The sequence below is a fragment of the Paenibacillus sp. 453mf genome (assembly GCF_900116105.1).
In the GTDB taxonomy this organism is placed as follows: Bacteria; Bacillota; Bacilli; order Paenibacillales; family Paenibacillaceae; genus Paenibacillus; species Paenibacillus provencensis.
Genome location: NZ_FPAC01000001.1, coordinates 1,088,757 through 1,109,258 on the forward strand (window position 1 = coordinate 1,088,757; position 20,502 = coordinate 1,109,258).

At 44.4% G+C, this 20,502-nt stretch carries 18 protein-coding genes; 17 read left to right on the top strand and 1 reads right to left on the bottom strand.

Features of this window, described 5'->3' with window-relative positions; translation table 11 throughout:
- The first annotated feature begins 89 nt into the window (after positions 1-89).
- The 7 genes from BM415_RS05285 to BM415_RS05310 all read left to right on the top strand — a co-directional run bounded on the left by BM415_RS05285 (position 90) and on the right by BM415_RS05310 (position 8,077).
- Positions 90-578 carry a DinB family protein gene (locus BM415_RS05285; protein ID WP_091155356.1) on the top strand — a complete coding sequence of 163 codons (489 nt, stop codon included), beginning with the start codon at positions 90-92 and terminating at the stop codon, positions 576-578.
- 121 nt (positions 579-699) lie between these two features.
- Positions 700-858 (top strand): hypothetical protein, encoded by a 159-nt coding sequence (locus BM415_RS24990; protein WP_170862375.1) that lies wholly within the window; start codon positions 700-702, stop codon positions 856-858.
- Positions 859-1,012: 154 nt separating this feature from the next.
- Entirely contained in the window at positions 1,013-1,918 is a 906-nt protein-coding gene (locus tag BM415_RS05290; RefSeq protein ID WP_091155358.1) for an ABC transporter permease, read from the top strand.
- 18 nt (positions 1,919-1,936) lie between these two features.
- Positions 1,937-2,827: a carbohydrate ABC transporter permease gene (locus BM415_RS05295; protein ID WP_091155361.1), complete on the top strand. Its 891-nt coding sequence runs from the start codon at positions 1,937-1,939 to the stop codon at positions 2,825-2,827.
- Between the two features lie 100 nt (positions 2,828-2,927).
- Positions 2,928-4,664 (top strand): sensor histidine kinase, encoded by a 1,737-nt coding sequence (locus BM415_RS05300; protein ID WP_091155364.1) that lies wholly within the window; start codon positions 2,928-2,930, stop codon positions 4,662-4,664.
- Positions 4,661-6,316, top strand: a complete 1,656-nt coding sequence (locus tag BM415_RS05305; protein ID WP_244533154.1) for a response regulator transcription factor — start codon at positions 4,661-4,663, stop codon at positions 6,314-6,316. Before BM415_RS05300 ends, BM415_RS05305 begins: the two co-directional genes overlap by 4 nt.
- Positions 6,317-6,430: 114 nt before the next feature.
- A complete protein-coding gene (locus BM415_RS05310) occupies positions 6,431-8,077 on the top strand; it encodes an extracellular solute-binding protein (protein WP_091155368.1) in 1,647 nt (548 codons plus the stop codon).
- Between the two features lie 121 nt (positions 8,078-8,198).
- Here the strand turns inward: BM415_RS05310 and BM415_RS05315 are convergent, their stop codons facing one another.
- Positions 8,199-8,438, bottom strand: a complete 240-nt coding sequence (locus tag BM415_RS05315; RefSeq protein ID WP_091155370.1) for a hypothetical protein — start codon at positions 8,436-8,438, stop codon at positions 8,199-8,201.
- 425 nt (positions 8,439-8,863) lie between these two features.
- On the opposite strand from BM415_RS05315, the gene BM415_RS05320 reads away from it, so the two are divergent.
- From BM415_RS05320 to BM415_RS05365, 10 genes are all read left to right on the top strand, one after another.
- A complete protein-coding gene (locus BM415_RS05320; RefSeq protein ID WP_091155372.1) occupies positions 8,864-9,184 on the top strand; it encodes a hypothetical protein in 321 nt (106 codons plus the stop codon).
- 54 nt (positions 9,185-9,238) lie between these two features.
- Positions 9,239-13,234: a type VII secretion protein EssC gene (essC, locus tag BM415_RS05325; RefSeq protein WP_091155375.1), complete on the top strand. Its 3,996-nt coding sequence runs from the start codon at positions 9,239-9,241 to the stop codon at positions 13,232-13,234.
- Positions 13,235-13,250: 16 nt separating this feature from the next.
- Positions 13,251-14,084 carry a hypothetical protein gene (locus tag BM415_RS05330; protein WP_091155377.1) on the top strand — a complete coding sequence of 278 codons (834 nt, stop codon included), beginning with the start codon at positions 13,251-13,253 and terminating at the stop codon, positions 14,082-14,084.
- A 5-nt stretch (positions 14,085-14,089) separates the two neighbouring features.
- Positions 14,090-14,608, top strand: coding sequence for a WXG100 family type VII secretion target (locus BM415_RS05335; RefSeq protein ID WP_139236949.1), 519 nt, complete (start codon positions 14,090-14,092; stop codon positions 14,606-14,608).
- A 158-nt stretch (positions 14,609-14,766) separates the two neighbouring features.
- Positions 14,767-15,042 carry a WXG100 family type VII secretion target gene (locus tag BM415_RS05340; RefSeq protein ID WP_047909612.1) on the top strand — a complete coding sequence of 92 codons (276 nt, stop codon included), beginning with the start codon at positions 14,767-14,769 and terminating at the stop codon, positions 15,040-15,042.
- A gap of 187 nt (positions 15,043-15,229) precedes the next feature.
- A complete protein-coding gene (locus BM415_RS05345) occupies positions 15,230-17,362 on the top strand; it encodes a hypothetical protein (protein WP_091155382.1) in 2,133 nt (710 codons plus the stop codon).
- 21 nt (positions 17,363-17,383) lie between these two features.
- Complete coding sequence (locus tag BM415_RS05350; protein WP_091155385.1) at positions 17,384-18,136, top strand: vWA domain-containing protein; 753 nt, start codon at positions 17,384-17,386, stop codon at positions 18,134-18,136.
- 14 nt (positions 18,137-18,150) lie between these two features.
- Positions 18,151-18,990 carry a hypothetical protein gene (locus BM415_RS05355; RefSeq protein WP_091155387.1) on the top strand — a complete coding sequence of 280 codons (840 nt, stop codon included), beginning with the start codon at positions 18,151-18,153 and terminating at the stop codon, positions 18,988-18,990.
- Positions 18,991-19,145: 155 nt separating this feature from the next.
- Positions 19,146-19,949: an SDR family oxidoreductase gene (locus tag BM415_RS05360; RefSeq protein WP_091155389.1), complete on the top strand. Its 804-nt coding sequence runs from the start codon at positions 19,146-19,148 to the stop codon at positions 19,947-19,949.
- Between the two features lie 158 nt (positions 19,950-20,107).
- Positions 20,108-20,485, top strand: a complete 378-nt coding sequence (locus BM415_RS05365) for a DnaJ family domain-containing protein (RefSeq protein WP_091155391.1) — start codon at positions 20,108-20,110, stop codon at positions 20,483-20,485.
- Positions 20,486-20,502: the final 17 nt, after the last annotated feature.

Here is a 20,502-nt window from a genome sequence, read left to right on the forward strand (position 1 = left end):
TTCAAAAACTCTCTTTTCGTGTATATTTACATTGTAACCCGAGAAATTATATTTAACTAGTTACACAATTGAAGGAGGATGAATCAATAATGAACTCTTATGGTTTGAAATCTCTTCTGCTGCAAGTTGCTCAAAATGAAAACCTCGACCATTGGTATGTTCCTTTGTCCAAAGCATTAAGTGGATTAACCGCTGAGATCGGTGCCTGGAAACCGGGTGGTTCAGTGAACACCATCTGGCAAACGCTAAACCATATGAACCATTACAATCGACAGGTCTTGAACAAGTTAACGGGTGAGGAAAATGGAAAGGATAAATTAACGAATATTGAAACGTTTGGTTCTCCAGGGGATCCGGTCGATGAGAAAGCTTTTGCTGCAACTTGTCAGGAGGCAGAGAAGCTCTACTCGCTTATTAGGGAAGAGCTTCAGCAGATTGAGAAAAATGGTTTGTCTTCAAGGGACCTCGATGTGGCTTATTTGACGGAGCAGTTGCCTCAGTGGGTACAGCATGATGCTTATCACATCGGACAAATCGTGCTCATTCGTAAGCTGCGCGGAGATTGGATAAATAATTAGTAACAAATTCGAGTACAGCTGTTTTGAAATGACAATTTATGGTTAATTTTGGGGTACCGGATCAAAAGCGGGAAATACAGTCACGCCGGACTGAGGAATAAATAATAGGAGGCTGTTACCTATGTCAACGTCCATTGATCGATTTATCCTGCACAAATTAAACAGCTGTAAGGAAGAGAATACGAGAGAGCATTTACTTGAGCTATTTCTGATACGCATTGAAATGGCGGCCAGAACTGAGGAAGTGATGAAGCGAAGGAAGTCTGTTTTTATCAATTAGCCGGATAAATCTACTCGAAGGAACCTTCGTCATAGGAGGTTCTTTTTTGCGCTTAAGAGGATAGAAGTCAACAAAAGATACCTGATGTCAACACCCTCCACTATAAAAGCGACGCAGCTTACTCCTATAATCAATTTGAAGGAGGAGATGGCATATGCGAATTAACATCAAGCAATTTATTCGAAACATCCCGCTTCATCTAATGATCCTGCCGGGGCTTATTCTCGTATTTGTTTTTAGTTATATCCCCATGGCGGGTCTTGTTATTGCATTTCAGAATTTTTCCCCGATCGCAGGCTTCAGAAATATGAACTGGGTGGGTATCGATAATTTCAGGTACTTATTAGATTTGCCGGGCTTCGGTCAAGTGGTATGGAATACGGTGTTTATCTCGGTGATGAAAATTGTTACGGGGCTTGTTGTTCCTGTTCTTGTGGCATTGCTCTTAAATGAGGTTAGAAGAACAGGATTTAAACGAACAATTCAAACTATCATCTATATGCCGCATTTCTTCTCATGGGTAATACTGGCCAGTATTATTGTCGATGTATTGTCACCCAGCAGCGGAATCGTCAACATGGCATTAAAAGCCGTCGGTATTGACCCGATTCAATTTCTAGCAAGTAATGAATGGTTTCCCTACATATTAGTCATTACAGATCAATGGAAGGAATTCGGGTTTGGAACCATCATATATCTCGCCGCATTAACAAGTATTGATCACTCCTTGTACGAAGCATCTGTTATTGACGGAGCCGGGCGATGGAAGCAGACATGGCATATTACCCTTCCGGGAATTCGGCCCATTGTCATTCTCATGGTAACACTCAGCCTTGGCAATGTGCTTAATGGAGGCTTTGATCAGGTCTTTAACTTATATAATCCGCTTGTATATGAATCAGGGGACATTCTCGATACGATGATCTACCGGATCGGACTTCAAGACGCACAGTACTCGGTATCTACTGCACTGGGTCTTATCAAATCTGTCGTTTCGTTCGTCTTTATCGGGCTTGGTTATTATTTAGCATATCGCTTTGCGAACTATCGGATTTTTTAATAAGGAGGCTATTGCATCATGCATCATACGACCAAAGCCTATCACTGTTTCATCGTATTCAACTACGTCATCTTAACTATCCTTGCCCTGCTCTGCTTATTTCCAATTGTGAACATTTTGGCGATATCCTTCAGCTCAAGCGAAGCGGTAAAAGCGGGAAGCGTGACCTTTTGGCCGGTTGATTTCACCCTATCCTCCTATCAATATATATTGGAGCACAGGCAGTTCCTTAACTCTTTTGGCACAAGCCTGCTGAGAGTCTTGCTGGGGGTTCTGGTCAATCTCGTCTTCACGATCCTTGTGGCTTATCCATTGTCCAAGGAAGCGGACAAGTTTCGCTCAAGAACGGCATACGCCTGGATTTTCGTTTTTACTATGCTGTTTAGTGGCGGGTTGATTCCTGGGTACCTCATTGTAAAAGAAGCAGGTCTGCTTGATTCCATATGGGCTTTAATTCTTCCCGGCGCGGTGCCGATCTTTAACGTATTGCTGATGCTGAATTTCTTCCGTGGTCTGCCCAAAGAATTGGAGGAAGCTTCATGGATGGACGGTGCAGGTCATCTGCGGACACTATGGAGTGTTTACCTGCCGATCTCCTTGCCAAGTATCGCCACAGTTACTCTGTTTGCGCTGGTTGGTCACTGGAACGCATGGTTTGACGGTATGATCTATATGAAGAGTCCGGATAATTATCCGCTTGCAACGTACCTTCAGTCCATGCTGCAGCAAGTACAGACGATCTCCACGGACAGCATGACATTTGAAGATGCAGCACTATTGAATCAAATATCGGATCGTACAACACAAGCATCTCAAATCTTCTTGTCCGTCATTCCCATACTGCTGATTTATCCGTTCCTGCAGCGTTATTTTGTTCATGGTCTTGTTGTAGGAAGTGTAAAAGGGTAAGATTCCACAAGGGAGCAGCAGTTGGCAGTTAAGGGGCCATTTTCCGGCTCCTTTTTGCGTTAGGAGAGGAGCAGATATTACCTTGAGAAGGTTCCTGGCTATGTGGAAATCAAAATCCATTGTGGTGAAGCTGATGGGTGCTTTTGTACTCGTTATTTTACCGTTATATGTCATCAGCATCATGATTACAATGTCTAGTTCTGCACAAATGCAAGCTGAAGTGGAGAGGGCCCATGAGTCCAAGCTCCATTTCTACCATAGTCATCTAGAGTTTGAGCTTCAACGGATGACCGGGCTGGTCAATGAATATACCTTTGATGACACGATGTCCACCTTGAGCACACGCATACCTATAATGAATACTTATGAAGTTACCTCGATTTTGAACAATATCCATAGCAAACTTAGTCAAATCAAAGAAACAAGTCCTTATATCAGTGATGTTATCTATTATGTGCCAGCTATACATAAGAGAGTCAGTGCGGTCGACGGGATTCGAAATGTAGAGGATGAAGAGTGGAAGAATCTCATTGATTCAATGGGGAATCTGCATGGCGCTTTATCTCATATTGGTGACGAACTATACCTGCTTCGCAGCAATCCATATAACATTAATCGTGAGGAAACCCCGAATTTCTTACTCGGTATTCGGCTCTCCAGCACCGAGCTGAAGCGCCGGCTTCAAGAGTTTTCTGAAACAGGAGGGAGCGAGATTACACTGTCCTTCGGACAGCGCAACCAGGTGATTATCCCATCTTCAAATCAGCCGGATGATCTTAAACAAAACGTACAGACTCTAGATGCATCACAGCCGGCCCAGAACATTACACGCTATGTTACAGAAAAATCATTCCATTACTCTCTTTTTGACCGCGAACATTACTTTACATTAACAGCCCGTATTCCGCATCAGGTTCTTAGAGCACCTATGGAGAAATTTACGCTTTGGCTGTGGGGATTAACCATACTGTCCATTGTCATCATATTTATCTTTTCCTTCTCTGTATATAAATCTATTCACAAGCCTCTATCAGTACTCATCGGGGGATTCAAGACGGCAGAACAGGGACAGACGGGGATTCACATTCATCATTCTAGGAGAGACGAATTCGGTTATTTGTATTCCCGGTTTAACGAAATGCTAAAACGCTTACATGTCTTGATTGAAGAAAACTATGTTGCCCGAATTCGGACTAGTGAAGCCGAACTTAAGCATCTTCAGTCCCAGATTAAGCCGCATTTTATGTATAACAGCTTCTTTAATATCAAACAAATGGCAGAGGTCGAGAACGTTGAGCTGATTCAGGAGTTTACGGATTATTTGGGTCAGTATTTCCGCTATATGACAAGAGATTCCAAGTCAGAGGTATCACTTGGGGAAGAGATTGATCATGCACTTGTGTACTTGGCGATCCAAAATATCCGCTTCGGTTCGAGAGTTACGGCGATTGTCTCCGATATGGAACATCAGTTCAGAGGTGTAACGGTTCCGAGAGTCATGATCCAGCCTGTGATTGAGAATGCGTACGAACATGCCTTGTCTAAGCGAATCCAAGGCGGGGTACTGAAAATATCTTATGTGAATGATGAGAATCAGCTTCAGATCTGCATCGAAGATAATGGGGAAGCTCTGACGGATGAAACCTTGAGCACATTGTCTAAGAAATTATCGCATGCAGCACATAGGCATGATGGCGAAGAAATTACGGGACTCATTAATGTTCACGAGAGACTACGTATTCATTTCGGCAATGATTATGGGCTCTGTGTGAGCCGCAGTCATCTGGGAGGTTTGTGTGTTACTTTTATCTTACCATTCAAGGGAGAAGATAGATGATGTATCGAATGCTTATTGTTGATGATGAACCTCTTATTCTGGACGGTTTATATACTTACTTTCAGAAGGCGGAGATTAGCGAACTAGAGATTATCAAAGCTTATTCCGCGATTGAAGCCATGGATTGGCTGAATACGGTGAAAATTGATATTGTACTCAGCGATATTTGTATGCCTGAAATGGATGGAATGGCTCTAATCCAAGAGATTATGGAGCGCTGGCCTCGCTGTAAGATCATATTGCTGACAGGTCACAATGAGTTTGAATATGCTCACCAAGCGATTCGCAATCCTTGCGTTGTCGATTACCTGCTGAAGACAGAAGGAATGAGTCAGATTCATAAGACGGTAGACCTGGCAATACAGCAAATTGAGGAGGAAAACGACTTTCGGTATCAGACCAGCTGGTTTCATAGCAAGCTTCCGCGTGCTTTGCCCCAGCTCCATAGGCAATTATTAATTGACCTCCTTCAGAGAGACGAGAACCTGGATTCAAGCAGTTTACAGGATGAGTTTGATGCAATTCAGCTTCCATTTACATCTAGCGAATTAGTGCTGCCCATTGTTATTCGTGTGGAGGAATGGAACAACTATGAAACAAGCTCAGACCGGAGTCTGATACGCTATGCAGCGGCGAATATCGCTGAGGAGTATTTACAAGATAAGACCCGTGTAAGAGCAATTGACCTGGATCATCAGGTGATCGCCTGCTTTGTACAGATGAAGGAGAACGCGCCGAATCATTCGCTGGAAGATAAGTGGGTGCGAATCCTGCGATTTGTGCATGGAACACTCGAAACCGTGCAGCAATCCATCGCTAATTGTCTCCATATTTCTGTATCCATAATGGTGAGCGAGCAGCCTGTAGACTGGGCGAAGCTTAGTCAGGTGATCGCCCAGCTCCGTCTATCCGCTTTGGAAGGGCCGGGACAAGGAATGGAGAAGCTGCTTCGCGTTGACGTTCATAATGAAGTCAGTCACACTCCAATGCTGATGAACAAGCTGGCTGTTGCCTCGCTTCACTTAGAGCACATTAAACAGAGAGTAACGACGAGAGATAAGGATTGGAGTGAGTCCTTTCGCAAATGGACGGATACAGCTTCCGAAGGACTCGAAGATCCATTTGTACGAATGAGAATATACGCAGCGGCGGGAACCTGCTTACTGGAAGTACTGCATGAGCTCGGCTTGTATGAAGCGGCTCTTAAAGAGATTGATCTATCCCAAATGCTCCATTTTAATATACAGACTCGCTGGCCGGATCTCGTAAGATTTTACCAGTCTGCATTTGAGTGGATTGCTTCCAAGAGGAGTGACAGCCGTATTACAGACCAATCTCATATTCTGATTGTCATCCATGCTTATATTAAAAATCATCTGGAGGATGATCTCTCGCTTACTCGGATTGCACAGGTGGTATCATTAAATCCTTCTTACTTATCAAGGTGGTATAAACGAATTACGGGTAAAGGTATTTCTGACTATATCTATGAGAAAAGAGTGGAGCGCAGCAAGGAGCTGCTACTAGGGTCGACGTATAAAATGCACGAGATTTCGGCTAAGGTGGGCTTTAGTGATCAGCATTATTTTTATCGATTTTTCAAGAAGGCGATCGGCTGCACTCCACAAGAATATCGGGATCAAAAAAATTGATATACAAATGGTAAATAAAAGATACCGGATGTAAAGACGTACCACTCGCTGATGTCAGCGCTTTCTTAGTACGATGAGTATATACCTCAGGGGAGGAAATAAAGGGGGATTAGCATGGGAATGTCATTTAGGAAAATAACGATGTTATCAATGTCAGTAGTACTTACAGCAACACTAGCTGCTTGTTCATCCGGTTCAGGGAGAACTGAGGCTGAATCAACACCTGCGACACCACAGCAGGATGCAGGGGGCCCGCTTACCAAATATGATCCGCCAATCAAGCTGAGATCCACGATGAACGAGACCGGCAAAGAAACACTCGCTGAAGGTGACAGCCATACGGATAATATTTGGCTTAGAGGATATAAGGATGAGCTGGGTATTGAGGTTACCTATGACTGGGTTGTAGCGGATGCCAATTATAATGACAAAATGAATGTTACACTTGCCAGCGGTGATTTGCCCGATGTTCTGAAAGTGAGCGCCGTTCAATTCGAGCAATTGCATGAGGCGGGTATGCTTGAGGACTTAACCGAGGTCTATGATAAATATGCTTCCGATCTTGTTAAAGAATTTCTGTCAGCCGAGGACGGCGCAGGTCTGAAGCCTGTAACCAAGGATGGAAAAATCTATGCGATGGTCAGCTTTCCAGGCTCCCTTGATTCATCCGATATGATCTGGATTCGTCAAGATTGGCTGAAGAGTGTAGGACTTGATGCACCACAATCCATGCAGGACGTTATTGAAATTGCAGAGGCCTTTACATTTAACGATCCGGATGGAAACGGCAAGCAGGATACTTTCGGAATCGCATTAAACAAAGATCTGCCGATTAATGGATTCTTGCTTGGATACCATGGCTATCTTGAAACATGGATTAAGGATGAATCCGGACAGGTCGTGAATGGAACTATTCAGCCTGAAGTCAAGGAAGGTCTGCAAGAGCTCCAAAGATTGTATAAGGAAGGCGTAATTGATCCCGAATTCGGTGTGAAAGATTTCGCCAAAATGATGGAGGACGTTAATGCTGGGAAGTCAGGCATGTTCTTCCTGCCTCAATGGGCGCCGTTCCAAGTCAGCGGCATGATTAAGAATGATCCTAATGTCGATTGGCTTCCATACCCGGTTCAATCCATTGATGATGAGCCGGCTAAGACTCAAAACCATCTGACGCTCGGCGGTATATTCGCTGTACGTAAGGGCTATGAGCATCCGGAAGCACTGATTAAGCTGCTGAACTTCCAAGCCGAAAAAATGTTTGGAGAAGCTGCGGAGACAGAGCGCGCGGACTACCTGAACGGTATGACAGGGCTCGGCTTCCAAAATGCAACTGTATCAAATCTTCCTGCCAACAAGAACGTACAGGCTCAGGACGAAGTTGAAAAGGCACTGGAGTCAGGGGACATATCAGGACTTGGACTTGAGGCGAAGCTGTTCTATGATGATATCTTGGATTATCGTTCAGGTAACCTGGATAAATGGCATATGGAACGAATCTTCGGACCTGAAAGCTCGCAAGCTGTGATCAAGCACTACCGTGATAACGACCTGATTGTCATGAATGAGTTCATATATGCACCAACCAAAACGATGAATACGAAATCAGCAACGCTTGATAAGCTCAGAGCAGAAACCTTCCTGAAAATTATATATGGCAACCTGCCAATCGAAGAATTTGATAACTTTGTCGCCAACTGGAAAAAGCTCGGCGGTGATGAAATTACCAAAGAAGTAAATGAACTGATTAACGCAAGTAAATGATTGATGTAAAATTCTGAAATGGAATTCTGAAAATAACAATGAGATTGGTGTCAGCAAGCCACAATACGAATTTTACGTATTGTGGCTTTGGCATTGCTGGATATAAAAAAACACTATCCCTTTAGTAAAGGGATAGTGCCAGCGTGTCGTCCTCTCTAATACTGTGGAGAATCGCCTCGCTTCCGATGATTTCAATACTGATTAATGTATGCAAACATTTTTGTAAAGCGCGTTTACCGTTATTAATCTTATGTTCTAATGCACTGCTTAGCAGCTTTAATGTTTTTTGTACAGGTTGCTTGTTCTCAGCATTAAAATAAACCGGAATTTTTTTGTTTTGGAAAAAGATCAATGTTCTCATCAGAAATCACCTCAACTAGATTACTAGAGTTGTTTCATGTTGCTAATTTTAAATATCGTTGCTTAAAATTACCTTAAAATTAGCTTATGGAAACATAAAGATGATTAGTGTTTGAAAATTGTTCACAATTAAAGGTTTTGCATAATTCATAAATTAGATAAAAAACAAGAAAATATTAAATTATGGAGGGATAACGGCAAGTTTGTCGAATTTTCATATATTTGAAATTAAATGTAGTGAAATGCTGAGTCTATGGTAATAGAATCAATTGGATTACATAGGTATTTTGCTTTAAAAATGCACGGTTGAGATTGCAATAAAGGGCCTTCTGTAAGAAAATATGATAGATTACTAGTAAAACAATTCGCCAAAATGTGTATACATGGATTTAGGACGATGGACATAGCTGAAAAGGGCGTGATGGGATGATTCTAACAGTCGTTCAGTCAAGACGAGAGGGAGAATGGATTGATATTGAAGTTCCAGATGAGAGCACCGTCCAGTATTTCAAATCTGTACTGTCTGTTCGCATATTCAACGAGCCGCCTCAAGAGAACGTTCAATATATATTGGAAGCTAAATTTCCAGAAGGTAACTGGTTTACGCTCCCTGATGCAAAACAATTAACCGAAACAGGACTTAGGGAAGGGAATTTTGTTCGATTGCAAAAAGCTTTTTCGACAACAGAAAGTGAAGCTCCCGTATATGGAAGAAGATTGCTGTTTCAAAATCAAAATTTAGGGTAGTAACTCCAGGTTCAAACGTGAAGCATGCTTTGCTTGTCGAAGGGAGGAAATTTCTTGAACGTGTTGTATCAGCGTTCTCCGAGGATGAAGGAAGTGCTCAAGAAGGAAACATTGGAGATTCTGCGTCCTCCGATTGAGCCCAGCAAACCTTCTTTCTCGATGATTTCATTAATTATACCGCTAGTTATGACATTGGCTACGGTGGGACTTTATTTTTATTTGAGCCGTACTGGTCGATTTGGTAACAGTAGTTACATGACCATTCAAATGGTGATGATGACAATGATGCTGGCAACGTATACGATTCCTTTCTTTGTATACCTCGGCAATAAAAAAGAATATCATAAGAGGCTCGTAGAGAGAGAAGAAATGTACAAATCGCAGCTTGCAAAGCATCGTGAAGAGCTTGAGAGAGAAGCCGCGAGGCAGGTTCAGATTACCCATGAAATTCATGGGGATCCTGAAGTGTGCAGTCAGATAGTAAAGAACAGACACAGCTCTTTATGGGAGCGTTCACCCGATGATGATGATTTTCTGGCCGTGCGCGCCGGTATAGGTGCTGAACCTTTTCGAATTACAATTGCTCCTCCAAGATTTGATGGTTATGAGCGGGAACCGCTGATCGAGGCTGCTCATGAATTGGCTGAAGATTTTGTGTCAGTCGAAGGTGCATCCATTGCACTGCCAATCTACGAGTCAAAAATTGTAGGTATTGTAGGAGATCGTGAGGATGTCCTATCTATGCTCCGTGTGATTATTACACAGATTACGACAAGACATTCGCCGGATGAGGTCAAGCTGGCTGCTTTTTATGAAGAAAAAGAAGCTGAGGAATTTGAATGGATGCGCTGGTTCCCTCACATTTGGGATGATGAACGCGGACAGCGGTTTATGGCTGACAGACACAGCGGTGCCCATCAGCTGGCAGATAGTCTATACACGACGCTGAACCGCCGTAAGAATTCCAGGAAAGAGAGAGGTAAGAGAGGACCAGACATACCAGTGTATGTTGTTCTTATGTCCGAGCGAGACATTATTGAAGAAGAACCTTTGCTGCCTCTGATTCTGGAAGATCCTGAAGCTATTACAACTTGTACGATTATACTGGCTTCCCGCAAAGAGCATTTGCCTATGCATTGTCAGCTCGTTGTTGAGGCGGGTAAGAACGAAGGAAGCTACTCCAAGAAGACCGAACAGGCAGATGTCATACATCAGGCTTTTGTACCCGATCGAATGACACGATCCGAGGCGGAGATTTGTGCTCGAAATATGGCGCCGCTTCGATTGAAGCGCTCCTCTGCTTCTGAAATACCTCCCTTGCTTCCTTTATTCGATATGATGGAAGTATCCAGGGTGGAACAGCTTGATGTCGCTGACAGATGGACCCGGAACAGACTTCCCAACACATTGCCTGTGCCAATGGGAGTAAGGGCTGGCGGCAAGAGAGTATATCTTAACCTTCATGACAAGATAGAACGACAGGGGCACGGTCCTCACGGATTAATTGCCGGAACAACAGGATCGGGAAAGAGTGAAGTAATCCAATCTATCGTTGCATCTCTAGCCTCCGAATTTCACCCGCATGACTTGGCGTTTATGCTGATCGACTATAAAGGCGGTGGAATGTCCAACACATTTGAGAAGCTGCCTCATGTTGTCGGGACGATTACGAATCTTGACCAATCATTAATGGAAAGAGCAAAAATATCACTTCGTGCAGAACTGATGCGTAGGCAGAAAATACTGAATGATGCTGGGAATTTGCAGCATATTGATGAGTATTATAAATGGCTGGGCTCAAACCATGCCGACCCACTGCCGCATCTAGTTATCATAATTGATGAGTTCGCCCAGCTGAAACGGGAGCAGCCGGAATTCATGGATGAGCTGATTAGTATTGCTGCCATAGGCAGAACATTAGGCGTTCACTTGATTCTGGCCACACAAAAACCAGCCGGTGTCGTTGATGACAAGATCTGGAGTAACTCTAGATTCAGAATCTGCTTACGGGTTCAAAGCGAGGGAGACAGCCGGGATATGATCAAAATTCCGAATGCCGCCTGGATCACGAAGCCGGGCCGCGGTTATTTTCAGGTCGGCAGTGACGAAGTATTTGAAGAAATGCAATTTGCATGGAGTGGGGCACCTTATACCTCACATACCGATGATAGTGCTTCTTCTCTTCCACTTATGGAAGTTAGATTAAATGGTAAGCGAGAGCCTCTGTTAACGGGGGAGAGAGTATCCATGATGCAGTCGGAAGGCTCCTCCAAGCAGCTTCAAGTCTTTATTGATCATATTTCAGAGGTAGCCGAGCAAGCTGGGATTGAGAGATTACAAGGCCCGTGGCTTCCTCCATTACCAGAAGTCATCGGATGGGAAGAGCTGGTTATGGATGGCTCAGTCTCAGAGAGTTCAGACTCTGCCCCTGCGGACCAACTTGAACCGGTTGTCGGTATTGTAGATGATCTGACGAATCAGAAGCAGGTACCAATGTCCATTAACTTAGGTCAAGGTCATCTTGCGGTATACGGAATGCCTGGCCTTGGCAAAACAACTTTTGTACAGACGATGATCATGTCGCTTGCCAGAAGCTGCAGCAATTGGCATGGATATGTTATTGATATGGGCAGAATGATGCGTGATTTTAGACAGCTTCCGCAAATTGGAGGAGTAATGTCTGCTGAGGATGATGACAGAATTAAACGGCTGTTTCGTTATTTAGCCAAAGTCTTCACACATAGGAGAGAATTAATAGCAGAAGCAGGTGTCAAGACCGTTACAGCCTATCGCAGAAGCACGGGACAAACCATGCCTCAGATTATCGTATGTATAGACGGCTACTTATCCTTTAGAAATTCTTACCCGGATGAGAATGAACAGCTGGAGATATTCATGCGAGAAGGTCTAAGTCTGGGAGTTACATTTGTAGTCACAGCCAATCGTATAACAGACATTTTCGAGAAGATCAGAAGCAATATAACCAATGCGGTTTCTTTTGAAATGGCTGATCCGAGCGATTATTATTATGCGGTTGGAAGACCGGCACGTGTCCCTAACGGTTATCCTCCTGGTCGAGGACTTGTTAAAGGGCATGTACCTCCACTTGAGTTCCAAACGGTTCTGCCTGTGTCCGGTCTAGATGAGGCAGAGCGAGCGGATCAACTAAGAACAATGATTGGAACCGTAAATCATACTTACACAGGCGCCACACCGCAGAAGATAGAACCGCTTCCGGAAGTCTTTACGCTAGCAGAAGTGCTGCAGAATACACAACTTACTCGGAGTCAAGAACAAAAAGATATATTTAATGTGCCCGTTGGACTCATGACAGATGACCTTGAAGTGTTTAATATCAGTCTTCGTGAAGGACCGCACTTTATGGTTGCAAGCCCACTCGAGAGCGGTAAGACCAGCTTTATGCTGACATGGATGCTGTCCTTGGCTTACCACTATAGTCCTGATGAACTGCACATATATTCCATTGATACGAGGTATGGGGAAGAAGGTTTAAGCCGGCTTTCCAATCTGCCTCATATTCGCAAGAATGCCTCTAGGGATGAAGAGCTGGGCCCGCTAATACAGGAAGTATATGATATGGTCATGAGACTTAGAGCGGATCGCTGTGGCCCAGAGATTGTATTGTTTATAGATGATGCTGATACACTAGCGAAGCAGATGAATGATTTTACGATGAAAGATCAACTTGCTGCTATTGTACGTCAAGGCAGAGATCGTGGAGTACATGTTATTATCGCGGGGGTTGCCGCAGATTTCCCAACATTCGGTGCCGACTGGGTGACGGATATTAAAGCAACACAAAGCGGACTGTTGTTCGGGACGTTAGACCCTAACGATTTGTCGTTCTTCCGCATTCCTTTTTCGGAATCGAATACGGCCTCGGGTGGTTTGAAAGTCCTGCCTGCAGGACAAGGGTACTATGTAAAAAGAAGATTTTCCAGGATTAAAGCAGCACTGCCATGGAATAACAATATGGAACGTGCCGATTGGATCGAAAAAATTCGCAACCGATGGCATGTTGTAGTTTGAAGGGAGGTGGCTCATAATGTTGACGGTTAATCATTCCAAACAGAAAGTAGTAACACTGGAACAGAAGGAACTGTTCTTTCTGGCAGGGATCATAGGTTCTGATCGATTGCTTGGTATTGAGGACCCGTTTGTAGGATATCTGACAGAGGATATCGTAATGGAATGGGAGAATACCAAAGAAGAGTTATTAACTAAAGGGTATTTGACCCAAGATCAAGACTCCAGTGAACTCATCATGACACCAACCGTGTTCTCAAGAGTAGCCATTGCAGGTTTGTCCTCCAGAGCTTGCCGTTTCGAAATAAAGAAGAAGCGAGGAGCGAAGTATAAAGGATATCTGCACTGCACGAATGAACGCGTAGTGGAATTGATCCGGACACAAGAGGAGCCCTATACCTGCCAGTTATCAGACCTGGGCAATGTTGAACAGGCCTGTAAATCGGTTATGAGCAAGATTAAATGGGGAACTGAGCACACAAAGAACGATATTCCGGCTTTGATGTTCTCAAAGAAGCGCTTTTTTGAGATCGTTAATGACTCAATTCTTGATGAAGAGTCATTGACCGGCCAGTTGTCGGAGGCTTGCTACGATTTCCAGGGAGCAGCAGCTTTGGCCCATACATTAATCCATCAAGAGACTGAAGGGGAGCTTCAGCTGCTTGTGTGGACTGGACAGAAATGGGATTCACAGTCCGCTGCTTTTATCTCCAGCAACTCTATGAACTGGCTTTTTCGTATGAGTACAGTAGGTAAAGGTGATTGGCTCATCGCTACACCTATGGGTCAAGGAGACTTTAAGGATATGCTTCTAGAGTGGCTGATACAGCCAGCAGATCATGAAGAAAGGTGATGTATATGCGCATTCGTGTGGAACCGGATGTGCTTCGGACGCTTAGTGGGCAGCTACAGCATGCGGCGGAGCAAATTCAGCAAATTGTTGTTGGTTTAGAACAAGCCCTTGGTAGAATAGAAGGCGATACCGCCGTTCATGAGGGAATTGTATATGAATGGATGAGGTCGAAGCAGCTCGCCGGCCATATTGAATTGGAACTTGAGAGATTCGGCTCTGATCTGCTACGCAAGGCGGAAAATTTCAAGCTCGCTGACGAAGATTACCATTCATTTTTAACTCATGTTGATTTCACAAACGTTTCACCGATGCGTATGCTGCAATCTCAGTACCTGGAATCTATCAAGAGCGATAAGCCCTTAGTATTTTCGGTTTCCAATCCTAGGTCTGCTGTCATGGCCATTCAGCAATCCTGGAGCCCTGATGATCAGTTAAGCGATATGGGGACCCTGCGGTTAGCAACCGAACTGAACCCTGCAGGGTGGAAGTTTACGGACCCTTCTCTAGGAGCTAAGGTCGGTTGAGAATTTTGTCAACTCTATGTTATAAGCAGTTTCATAGGCTCGATTCTGGGTGATATACAATTAGGACCAATGACTTTAGACACGGTTCGTGTCATTTGGTACAATTTTCATGTGCTTCACCTAAATATTTGCAGATGAAAAAGGAGGAAGTCCCTACTATGTCAGGACGTATTTTAATATCCCCAGAACAGGTAGACCAAGTGGCAAATCAATTCAAACAAAGCGGTGAACAAAGTCAACAGATCGTTTCCAGCTTGACTCAATCCATCAATGGAATGGAAGGACAATGGGAAGGTATGACGAAACAACGTTTCTTCCAAGAGTTCCAAGAAGCGAGCAAGCAAATGCAGAGCTTTGTTCAAACATTGAATAGTATCAGCCAAGAACTAACCGCAATTGCTGCGAAATTCCGTCAGGTTGACCAATCCCGCTAATACGGAATTATTTGAACGTATATTATTTGAATCCATTTCATAATACCTTTAGCTGCTTTTATCAAGAGGATAAATAGTTTTGATTTCACCTTTTTAATGAGTTATGAAATTGAATCACTTAGGAAACCGGGAGTTTTCATAAACTTCCGGTTTTCTTGCATCACAACGTTAAAAGAGAGGGATGTTCATGTCTTTTCAACCTAAACCCGGTGATGAGATCCTTATTCATGGTGAGAAATATCTGGTAGGACAGCATCCGGCAGCTTCAGGAATTGCTTACGCACAAACAGGAAGGCAAGGCACTGTATATAAACTAGTGCCACTGAATGGGCAGGAATATGAGTCAAAAGCCCTGAAGGTGTTCTTTCCTAAATTCCGTGTTCCGGCTATGGTATATCAATCGGAGCAAATGGAGAAATACAGTGAAATATCAGGTTTGCAAGTATGTAAACGAGACGTGCTCACTCCTGAAAGAAACGGAAAATTAATAAGTGAGCACGGAGATCTTCTATATTCAGTGCTCATGCCTTGGGTCGATGGCATCAGCTGGTTTGATATCATCTGTGACAAGAAGCAGCTGACGGCGGAAGAGAGCCTTATTCTAGCTTCGTCGCTTGCGAGCATAGGTTCAGCGATGGAACAGAGGGGCATCGCACACTGTGATCTCTCAGCGCCTAACGTCCTAGTTCCGTTTTTTTCCGAAGTAGAACGGCCTGAAGGAGCTGCAGCCGTTGAATTAGTCGACGTAGAGCAGCTATATAGTCCAAAGATGGATCGGCCTGATGCACTTCTTGCGGGTTCAGCTGGCTATGCTGCTCACCGGATCGTAAATAGCGGTCTGTGGAGCAGCTACGCTGACCGGTTTGCCGGAGCGGTCATATTAGCAGAAATGCTTGGCTTCAGTGACCCCGAGATAGTAAACCGAACTTATGGAGAAAGCTTCTTCGATCAGAGAGAGCTTCAAACGAGCTGTGAGCGATATCGCAAGCTCCAGCAATCACTTGAATCCAGGTTCGGATCCAAAATTGCAGAACTGTTCGGCAGAGCATGGCATAGTCAGGATCTAAGCAGCTGCCCTACATTTGGAGAATGGCTAGTAGCCATATCGACTATTGATCTGAATGATGTTCCCGTACAGAATACCAGTACAGAAGGTGTTTCCACAGGAACAGAAGATGACAGCCCTGTTGGGAGAACAGCGGCAACGACGGTAGCTGAAGATGGGAACAGCTCCGTCTCATCTCATGAGGAGGAGGCAGCACTCGCAGGTCTCACTTATTCAGCGAATTCAGGAACCGACAAGAAGCAGCTGGATCGATTGCTCCAGGAAGCTTCCATTAAAGAAAGTAAGGGAGAGCAGAATGCTGCCCTTGACTTATATAAATCAGCATTGCATTTGGAGAAGCCTGGAACGGCCTTGTATGTTGAGATTGCAGCAGCGATCAGTCAAATTGAAGATGCCTTGCCTACAGAATCAGATGAGCCCAAGAGTTCTCGCTTCTCTAAATTCCGTAGTCGAAAAGCCGTTATTGTTGGAGCAGCGGTGCTGTTAATCGGCATCATTGCAATTCCAGGAATGCATACACTGGCAGAGCAGGCGGAAACGAAGCAGCTTGAGGCGCAGCGTCAGGCAGAGCTTGAGAAGCAGGAGAAGGCGAAGAAAGCAGAGGAAGCGGCAAAGCTTGCTGAAGAGAATAAGAAAAAGCAAGAAGCTGAGCTTGCCTTGAAGCAAGCTGAGGAAGAAAAGGCTCGTCTGGCCGCTGAGAAAGAGCGAGCCGCCCTGCAGGCGAAATATGAAAAGCAGGCGAAATATGAGGCATATTTAGCTCAAGTTGAAGCGAAGCAGAAGGCTAAGGAAAAGGCAGCTCTGCAGGCGAAATATGATAAGCAAGCCAAATATGAACAATATTTAGCTCAGCTAGAAGAGAAGAAAGCCCGCCAGGCTGAAGCTGAAACAGCAGCTGCGAAAGAGGCTGCAGCAAAGGCGGAAGAAGCGAAACAGGCTCAGGCTAAGGCGGCCGCTGCAGCTGCAGCAGAAAAAGAAGCCCAAAAAGCAGCGGCAGAAAAAGCAGCGAAGGAGAAGGCGGCACTCAAGCAGAAACGTGCCCAGAATGTGAAGCAGCTTATTGCCTATTACAATCTAGCTTATAATGCACAGCAAGGACGCAAGGTTGAATCTGCCAGAAATCACGCAAACGCCTTTATGGAGCTGTACAATCAGGATGCGGAATACTTTGCCGGAGTTGGGAAAGTGGGACAGCGTAAGTCGCACATCTATAAATTTATTAGAAATAGAAGCTATAAATTGCCTGATATTTAAACTAGGGGTGAATGAACGGTAATGAACTATACGATACAAGCATCTCAGAGAACGCCGGCCCTCATCATTTATTTAATTGACATAAGTGCATCCATGAATATGATGATGGATAATCGCAGAAGAATGGACATCGTGTACGAAGCATTGTCACTTGCCATACGTCAAATGGTGTTTCGTTCTACCAAAGGAAGTAGACTGACACCAAGGTATCGAATTGCAATTCTTGCGTACAGTGATGATGTGTATGATCTGCTTGGAGGCGTTAAGGGAATAGATGAAATTGCGGCGATTGGCTCTATTCCCGATTTAACTCCGATGCGGTTCTCAGATTCGGCCAAAGCATTTCTTCAGGCAGAGAAAATCTTGCAGGCTGAGCTTCCCTTTATGCAGGATTGTCCTGCCCCTTTGATATGTCACATGACAGACGGAGTCGCAACGGGAGAAGACCCGGAGCCGATTGCCAGACGAATTATGAATATGAGTGTTCCTGACGGGAATGTCCTTATCGAAAACATCTTCATTTCGGATCATCTGCTAAGTGCACCGATACCAGAACCGAGAAGATGGACTGGAATTTCACAGGACACAGAACTGAAAGATGAGCATGGAGAAAAATTGAAGAAGATGTCTTCGCCTCTTCCGGAGAGCTATAGGGAAATGCTCGTAGAGGCGGATTATTTGCTTGCCCCGGGCTCGTTGATGATGCTCCCAGGGACTTGTGCAGAACTTGTATCCATCGGATTTCAAATGTCAGCGGCAACGCCGGTTAGGTAAGGGGGAGTTAAGAAGTGAAATCTTTGCGAATGTCTATGCCTGGTCATGAAAAAGCACATCCGGAAGGGAATTTTCACTTTGTCAGTTCACAGCAAGCAGATCATCCCCTAACCTCCTATAAAGGTCGGCTTATGTGTCGTTATGGTTATGGGCTGGCCGCAGAATCGGCAACCTATGGGGATAATGGTCAAGACTTTGCAGCAATTCATGTAGAAGGTGATATCTGTACATTTGTTCTGTGCGATGGGGTCTCTATGAGTTATTATGGTGATTTTGCCGCAAGATATTTAGGAAAGGCACTGCATGGGTGGATGCTGGAGACGAAGGAGTGGTCAGTCTCACGGCTACATCAATATTTGACGAATATTACGATTCCTGCCTCCAGAGAACTGAGTACATACCAAGCTGCTCACCACGAAAAGGTTCCAATTATGCTGCGAGAAGTGCTGGAGACGAAGAAGAGGCATGGCAGCCAGTCCATGTATATTTGCGGCAGAATTCAGCTTGGCTCCGGAAAAAAAGGCACCCGTCTTCAGCTTGCCTGGCAGGGAGACTCAAGAATCCGTTTGTTTCAGAGCGGAACGGAACTTGAACAATTCTTTGAAATGACAAGGGCTACATCCGAGCGTTGGTCTACATTACAAGGACCGATTGGTGGAACGCCACATATCTATGAGAGAAGCTTCAAATCAGGTGAAGAAATTGTACTGAGGCTATATACGGATGGTATGGGTGAGCTTGACCCTATTGGACTGCATTTGCCAGACGAGCAGATCCAAGTGCTCCTGGATGCGCATCATACAGGTGGTCTTGAGGATGACGCTGCATTTATCGAGATCAGCTTTACCTCGTAAGTGACCGTATTCATCGTTAGAATGGAACATAAGTTAGATTCTATCTCAAAATATACAACGATTGAATTATTAAAACGCTCCTGTTGTGGGCATTCTTATGTATGAGCCACATGTGCTCTTTGTACATACTATAGCCTAAGGAGTGACCAAGAAGGATGTCTTCAAGTCAACGTATACGTTTTCAAGGGAAAACGGCTTTAGTAACCGGAGCCGGTTCCGGAATCGGGAAGGCAGTTGCCATTAAGCTGGCACAGGAAGGTGCGAATGTCGCTTTATTTGATCTTATAGATAAACGTACCCATGAAACAGAACAAGAGATTCTAGCAATGGGCATGGGAAAAGTTCGTGCCTATGATGTTGATATTTCCGATGCAGCACGTGTTGCCGATGCGATAGAGAAGACGGTAAGAGAGCTTGGCGGCATCGATATTATTTTTGCCAATGCGGGAATTAACGGTGTTGTGGCGCCCCTTGAGGATATTGATGTGGAGGATTGGCAGAACACCATAACGACAAATCTCGGAGGCACTTTTTTTACAGTAAAATATGCCATTCCCCATATGAAGAAAGATGATGGAGGAAGCATTATTATAACAAGCTCGATCAACGGAAACTACACTTTCTCGAATATAGGGATGAGTGCATACAGTACTTCCAAAGCGGGTCAGGTTGCCTTTGCCAAGATGGCAGCGCTGGAGCTGGCCAAATTTAACATTCGAGTCAATGTAATTTGCCCGGGTGCAATCTCGACAAATATTGATCAGAGCACAGAAAAATCAGAAGAGCTGAATGAAATATCAATTAAGATGGAGTTTCCGGATGGTCGTCAGCCGCTGGCTCATGGTCCAGGTAAACCGGAGGAGGTTGCGGACTTGGTCGCTTTTCTGGCATCTTCTGAATCGAAGCATATTACAGGTGCACAGATTGTTATCGATGGAGCAGAGTCCCTCTTAAGCTGATTATGTTAACTATATGAATTGAAGCAGATGACCGTTTCCCTTGCAGGAAACGGTTTTTTTCGTTATTTTTAGAGGAACGATTGAACACGGGCAGTATTACTAAAATGCATTAATGTGCCGTCATTAGATTCTAAGTTCTGACTAAGGGAGGTATATAAGTGAGTATATTTTCAAGAATTGCTGAACAGAAGATTGCTGAGGCGATGAAAAGAGGGGAGCTGGATCATCTGCCAGGAGCAGGTAAGCCGCTTGTGATTGAAGATTTATCTCATGTTCCAGAGGACCTTCGGGCTTCGTATAAAATACTGAAGAATTCAGGATATCTTCCGCCAGAACTTGAACTGCAGCAGGAATGCCTTAGCCTAGAGCAGATGATTCGATTATGTCAGGTAGCAGAAGATAAGGAACAAATGATCAAAAAGCTGACCGAAAAACAAATCAAGCTTAGAATCATGCTGGAAGAAAGGGGGATTAGCCACAGCCCCTCCCTTCGAGGCTACGAAGAGAAAATAAGCAGTAAATTAGGGGATGAATAATTTAGATTAGAAATTAG

Excerpts from the sequence above, each read along its gene's own strand:
- BM415_RS05300 (WP_091155364.1), top strand. The coding sequence starts at position 2,928 with ATGTGGAAATCAAAATCCATTGTGGTGAAGCTGATGGGTGCTTTTGTA.
- BM415_RS05345 (WP_091155382.1), top strand. The coding sequence starts at position 15,230 with ATGTCTTTTCAACCTAAACCCGGTGATGAGATCCTTATTCATGGTGAG.
- BM415_RS05295 (WP_091155361.1), top strand. The coding sequence starts at position 1,937 with ATGCATCATACGACCAAAGCCTATCACTGTTTCATCGTATTCAACTAC.
- BM415_RS05350 (WP_091155385.1), top strand. The coding sequence starts at position 17,384 with ATGAACTATACGATACAAGCATCTCAGAGAACGCCGGCCCTCATCATT.
- BM415_RS05315 (WP_091155370.1), bottom strand. The coding sequence starts at position 8,438 with ATGAGAACATTGATCTTTTTCCAAAACAAAAAAATTCCGGTTTATTTT.
- BM415_RS05330 (WP_091155377.1), top strand. The coding sequence starts at position 13,251 with ATGTTGACGGTTAATCATTCCAAACAGAAAGTAGTAACACTGGAACAG.
- BM415_RS05320 (WP_091155372.1), top strand. The coding sequence starts at position 8,864 with ATGATTCTAACAGTCGTTCAGTCAAGACGAGAGGGAGAATGGATTGAT.
- BM415_RS05340 (WP_047909612.1), top strand. The coding sequence starts at position 14,767 with ATGTCAGGACGTATTTTAATATCCCCAGAACAGGTAGACCAAGTGGCA.
- BM415_RS05285 (WP_091155356.1), top strand. The coding sequence starts at position 90 with ATGAACTCTTATGGTTTGAAATCTCTTCTGCTGCAAGTTGCTCAAAAT.
- BM415_RS05290 (WP_091155358.1), top strand. The coding sequence starts at position 1,013 with ATGCGAATTAACATCAAGCAATTTATTCGAAACATCCCGCTTCATCTA.
- BM415_RS05335 (WP_139236949.1), top strand. The coding sequence starts at position 14,090 with ATGCGCATTCGTGTGGAACCGGATGTGCTTCGGACGCTTAGTGGGCAG.
- BM415_RS05310 (WP_091155368.1), top strand. The coding sequence starts at position 6,431 with ATGGGAATGTCATTTAGGAAAATAACGATGTTATCAATGTCAGTAGTA.
- BM415_RS24990 (WP_170862375.1), top strand. The coding sequence starts at position 700 with ATGTCAACGTCCATTGATCGATTTATCCTGCACAAATTAAACAGCTGT.
- BM415_RS05305 (WP_244533154.1), top strand. The coding sequence starts at position 4,661 with ATGATGTATCGAATGCTTATTGTTGATGATGAACCTCTTATTCTGGAC.
- BM415_RS05360 (WP_091155389.1), top strand. The coding sequence starts at position 19,146 with ATGTCTTCAAGTCAACGTATACGTTTTCAAGGGAAAACGGCTTTAGTA.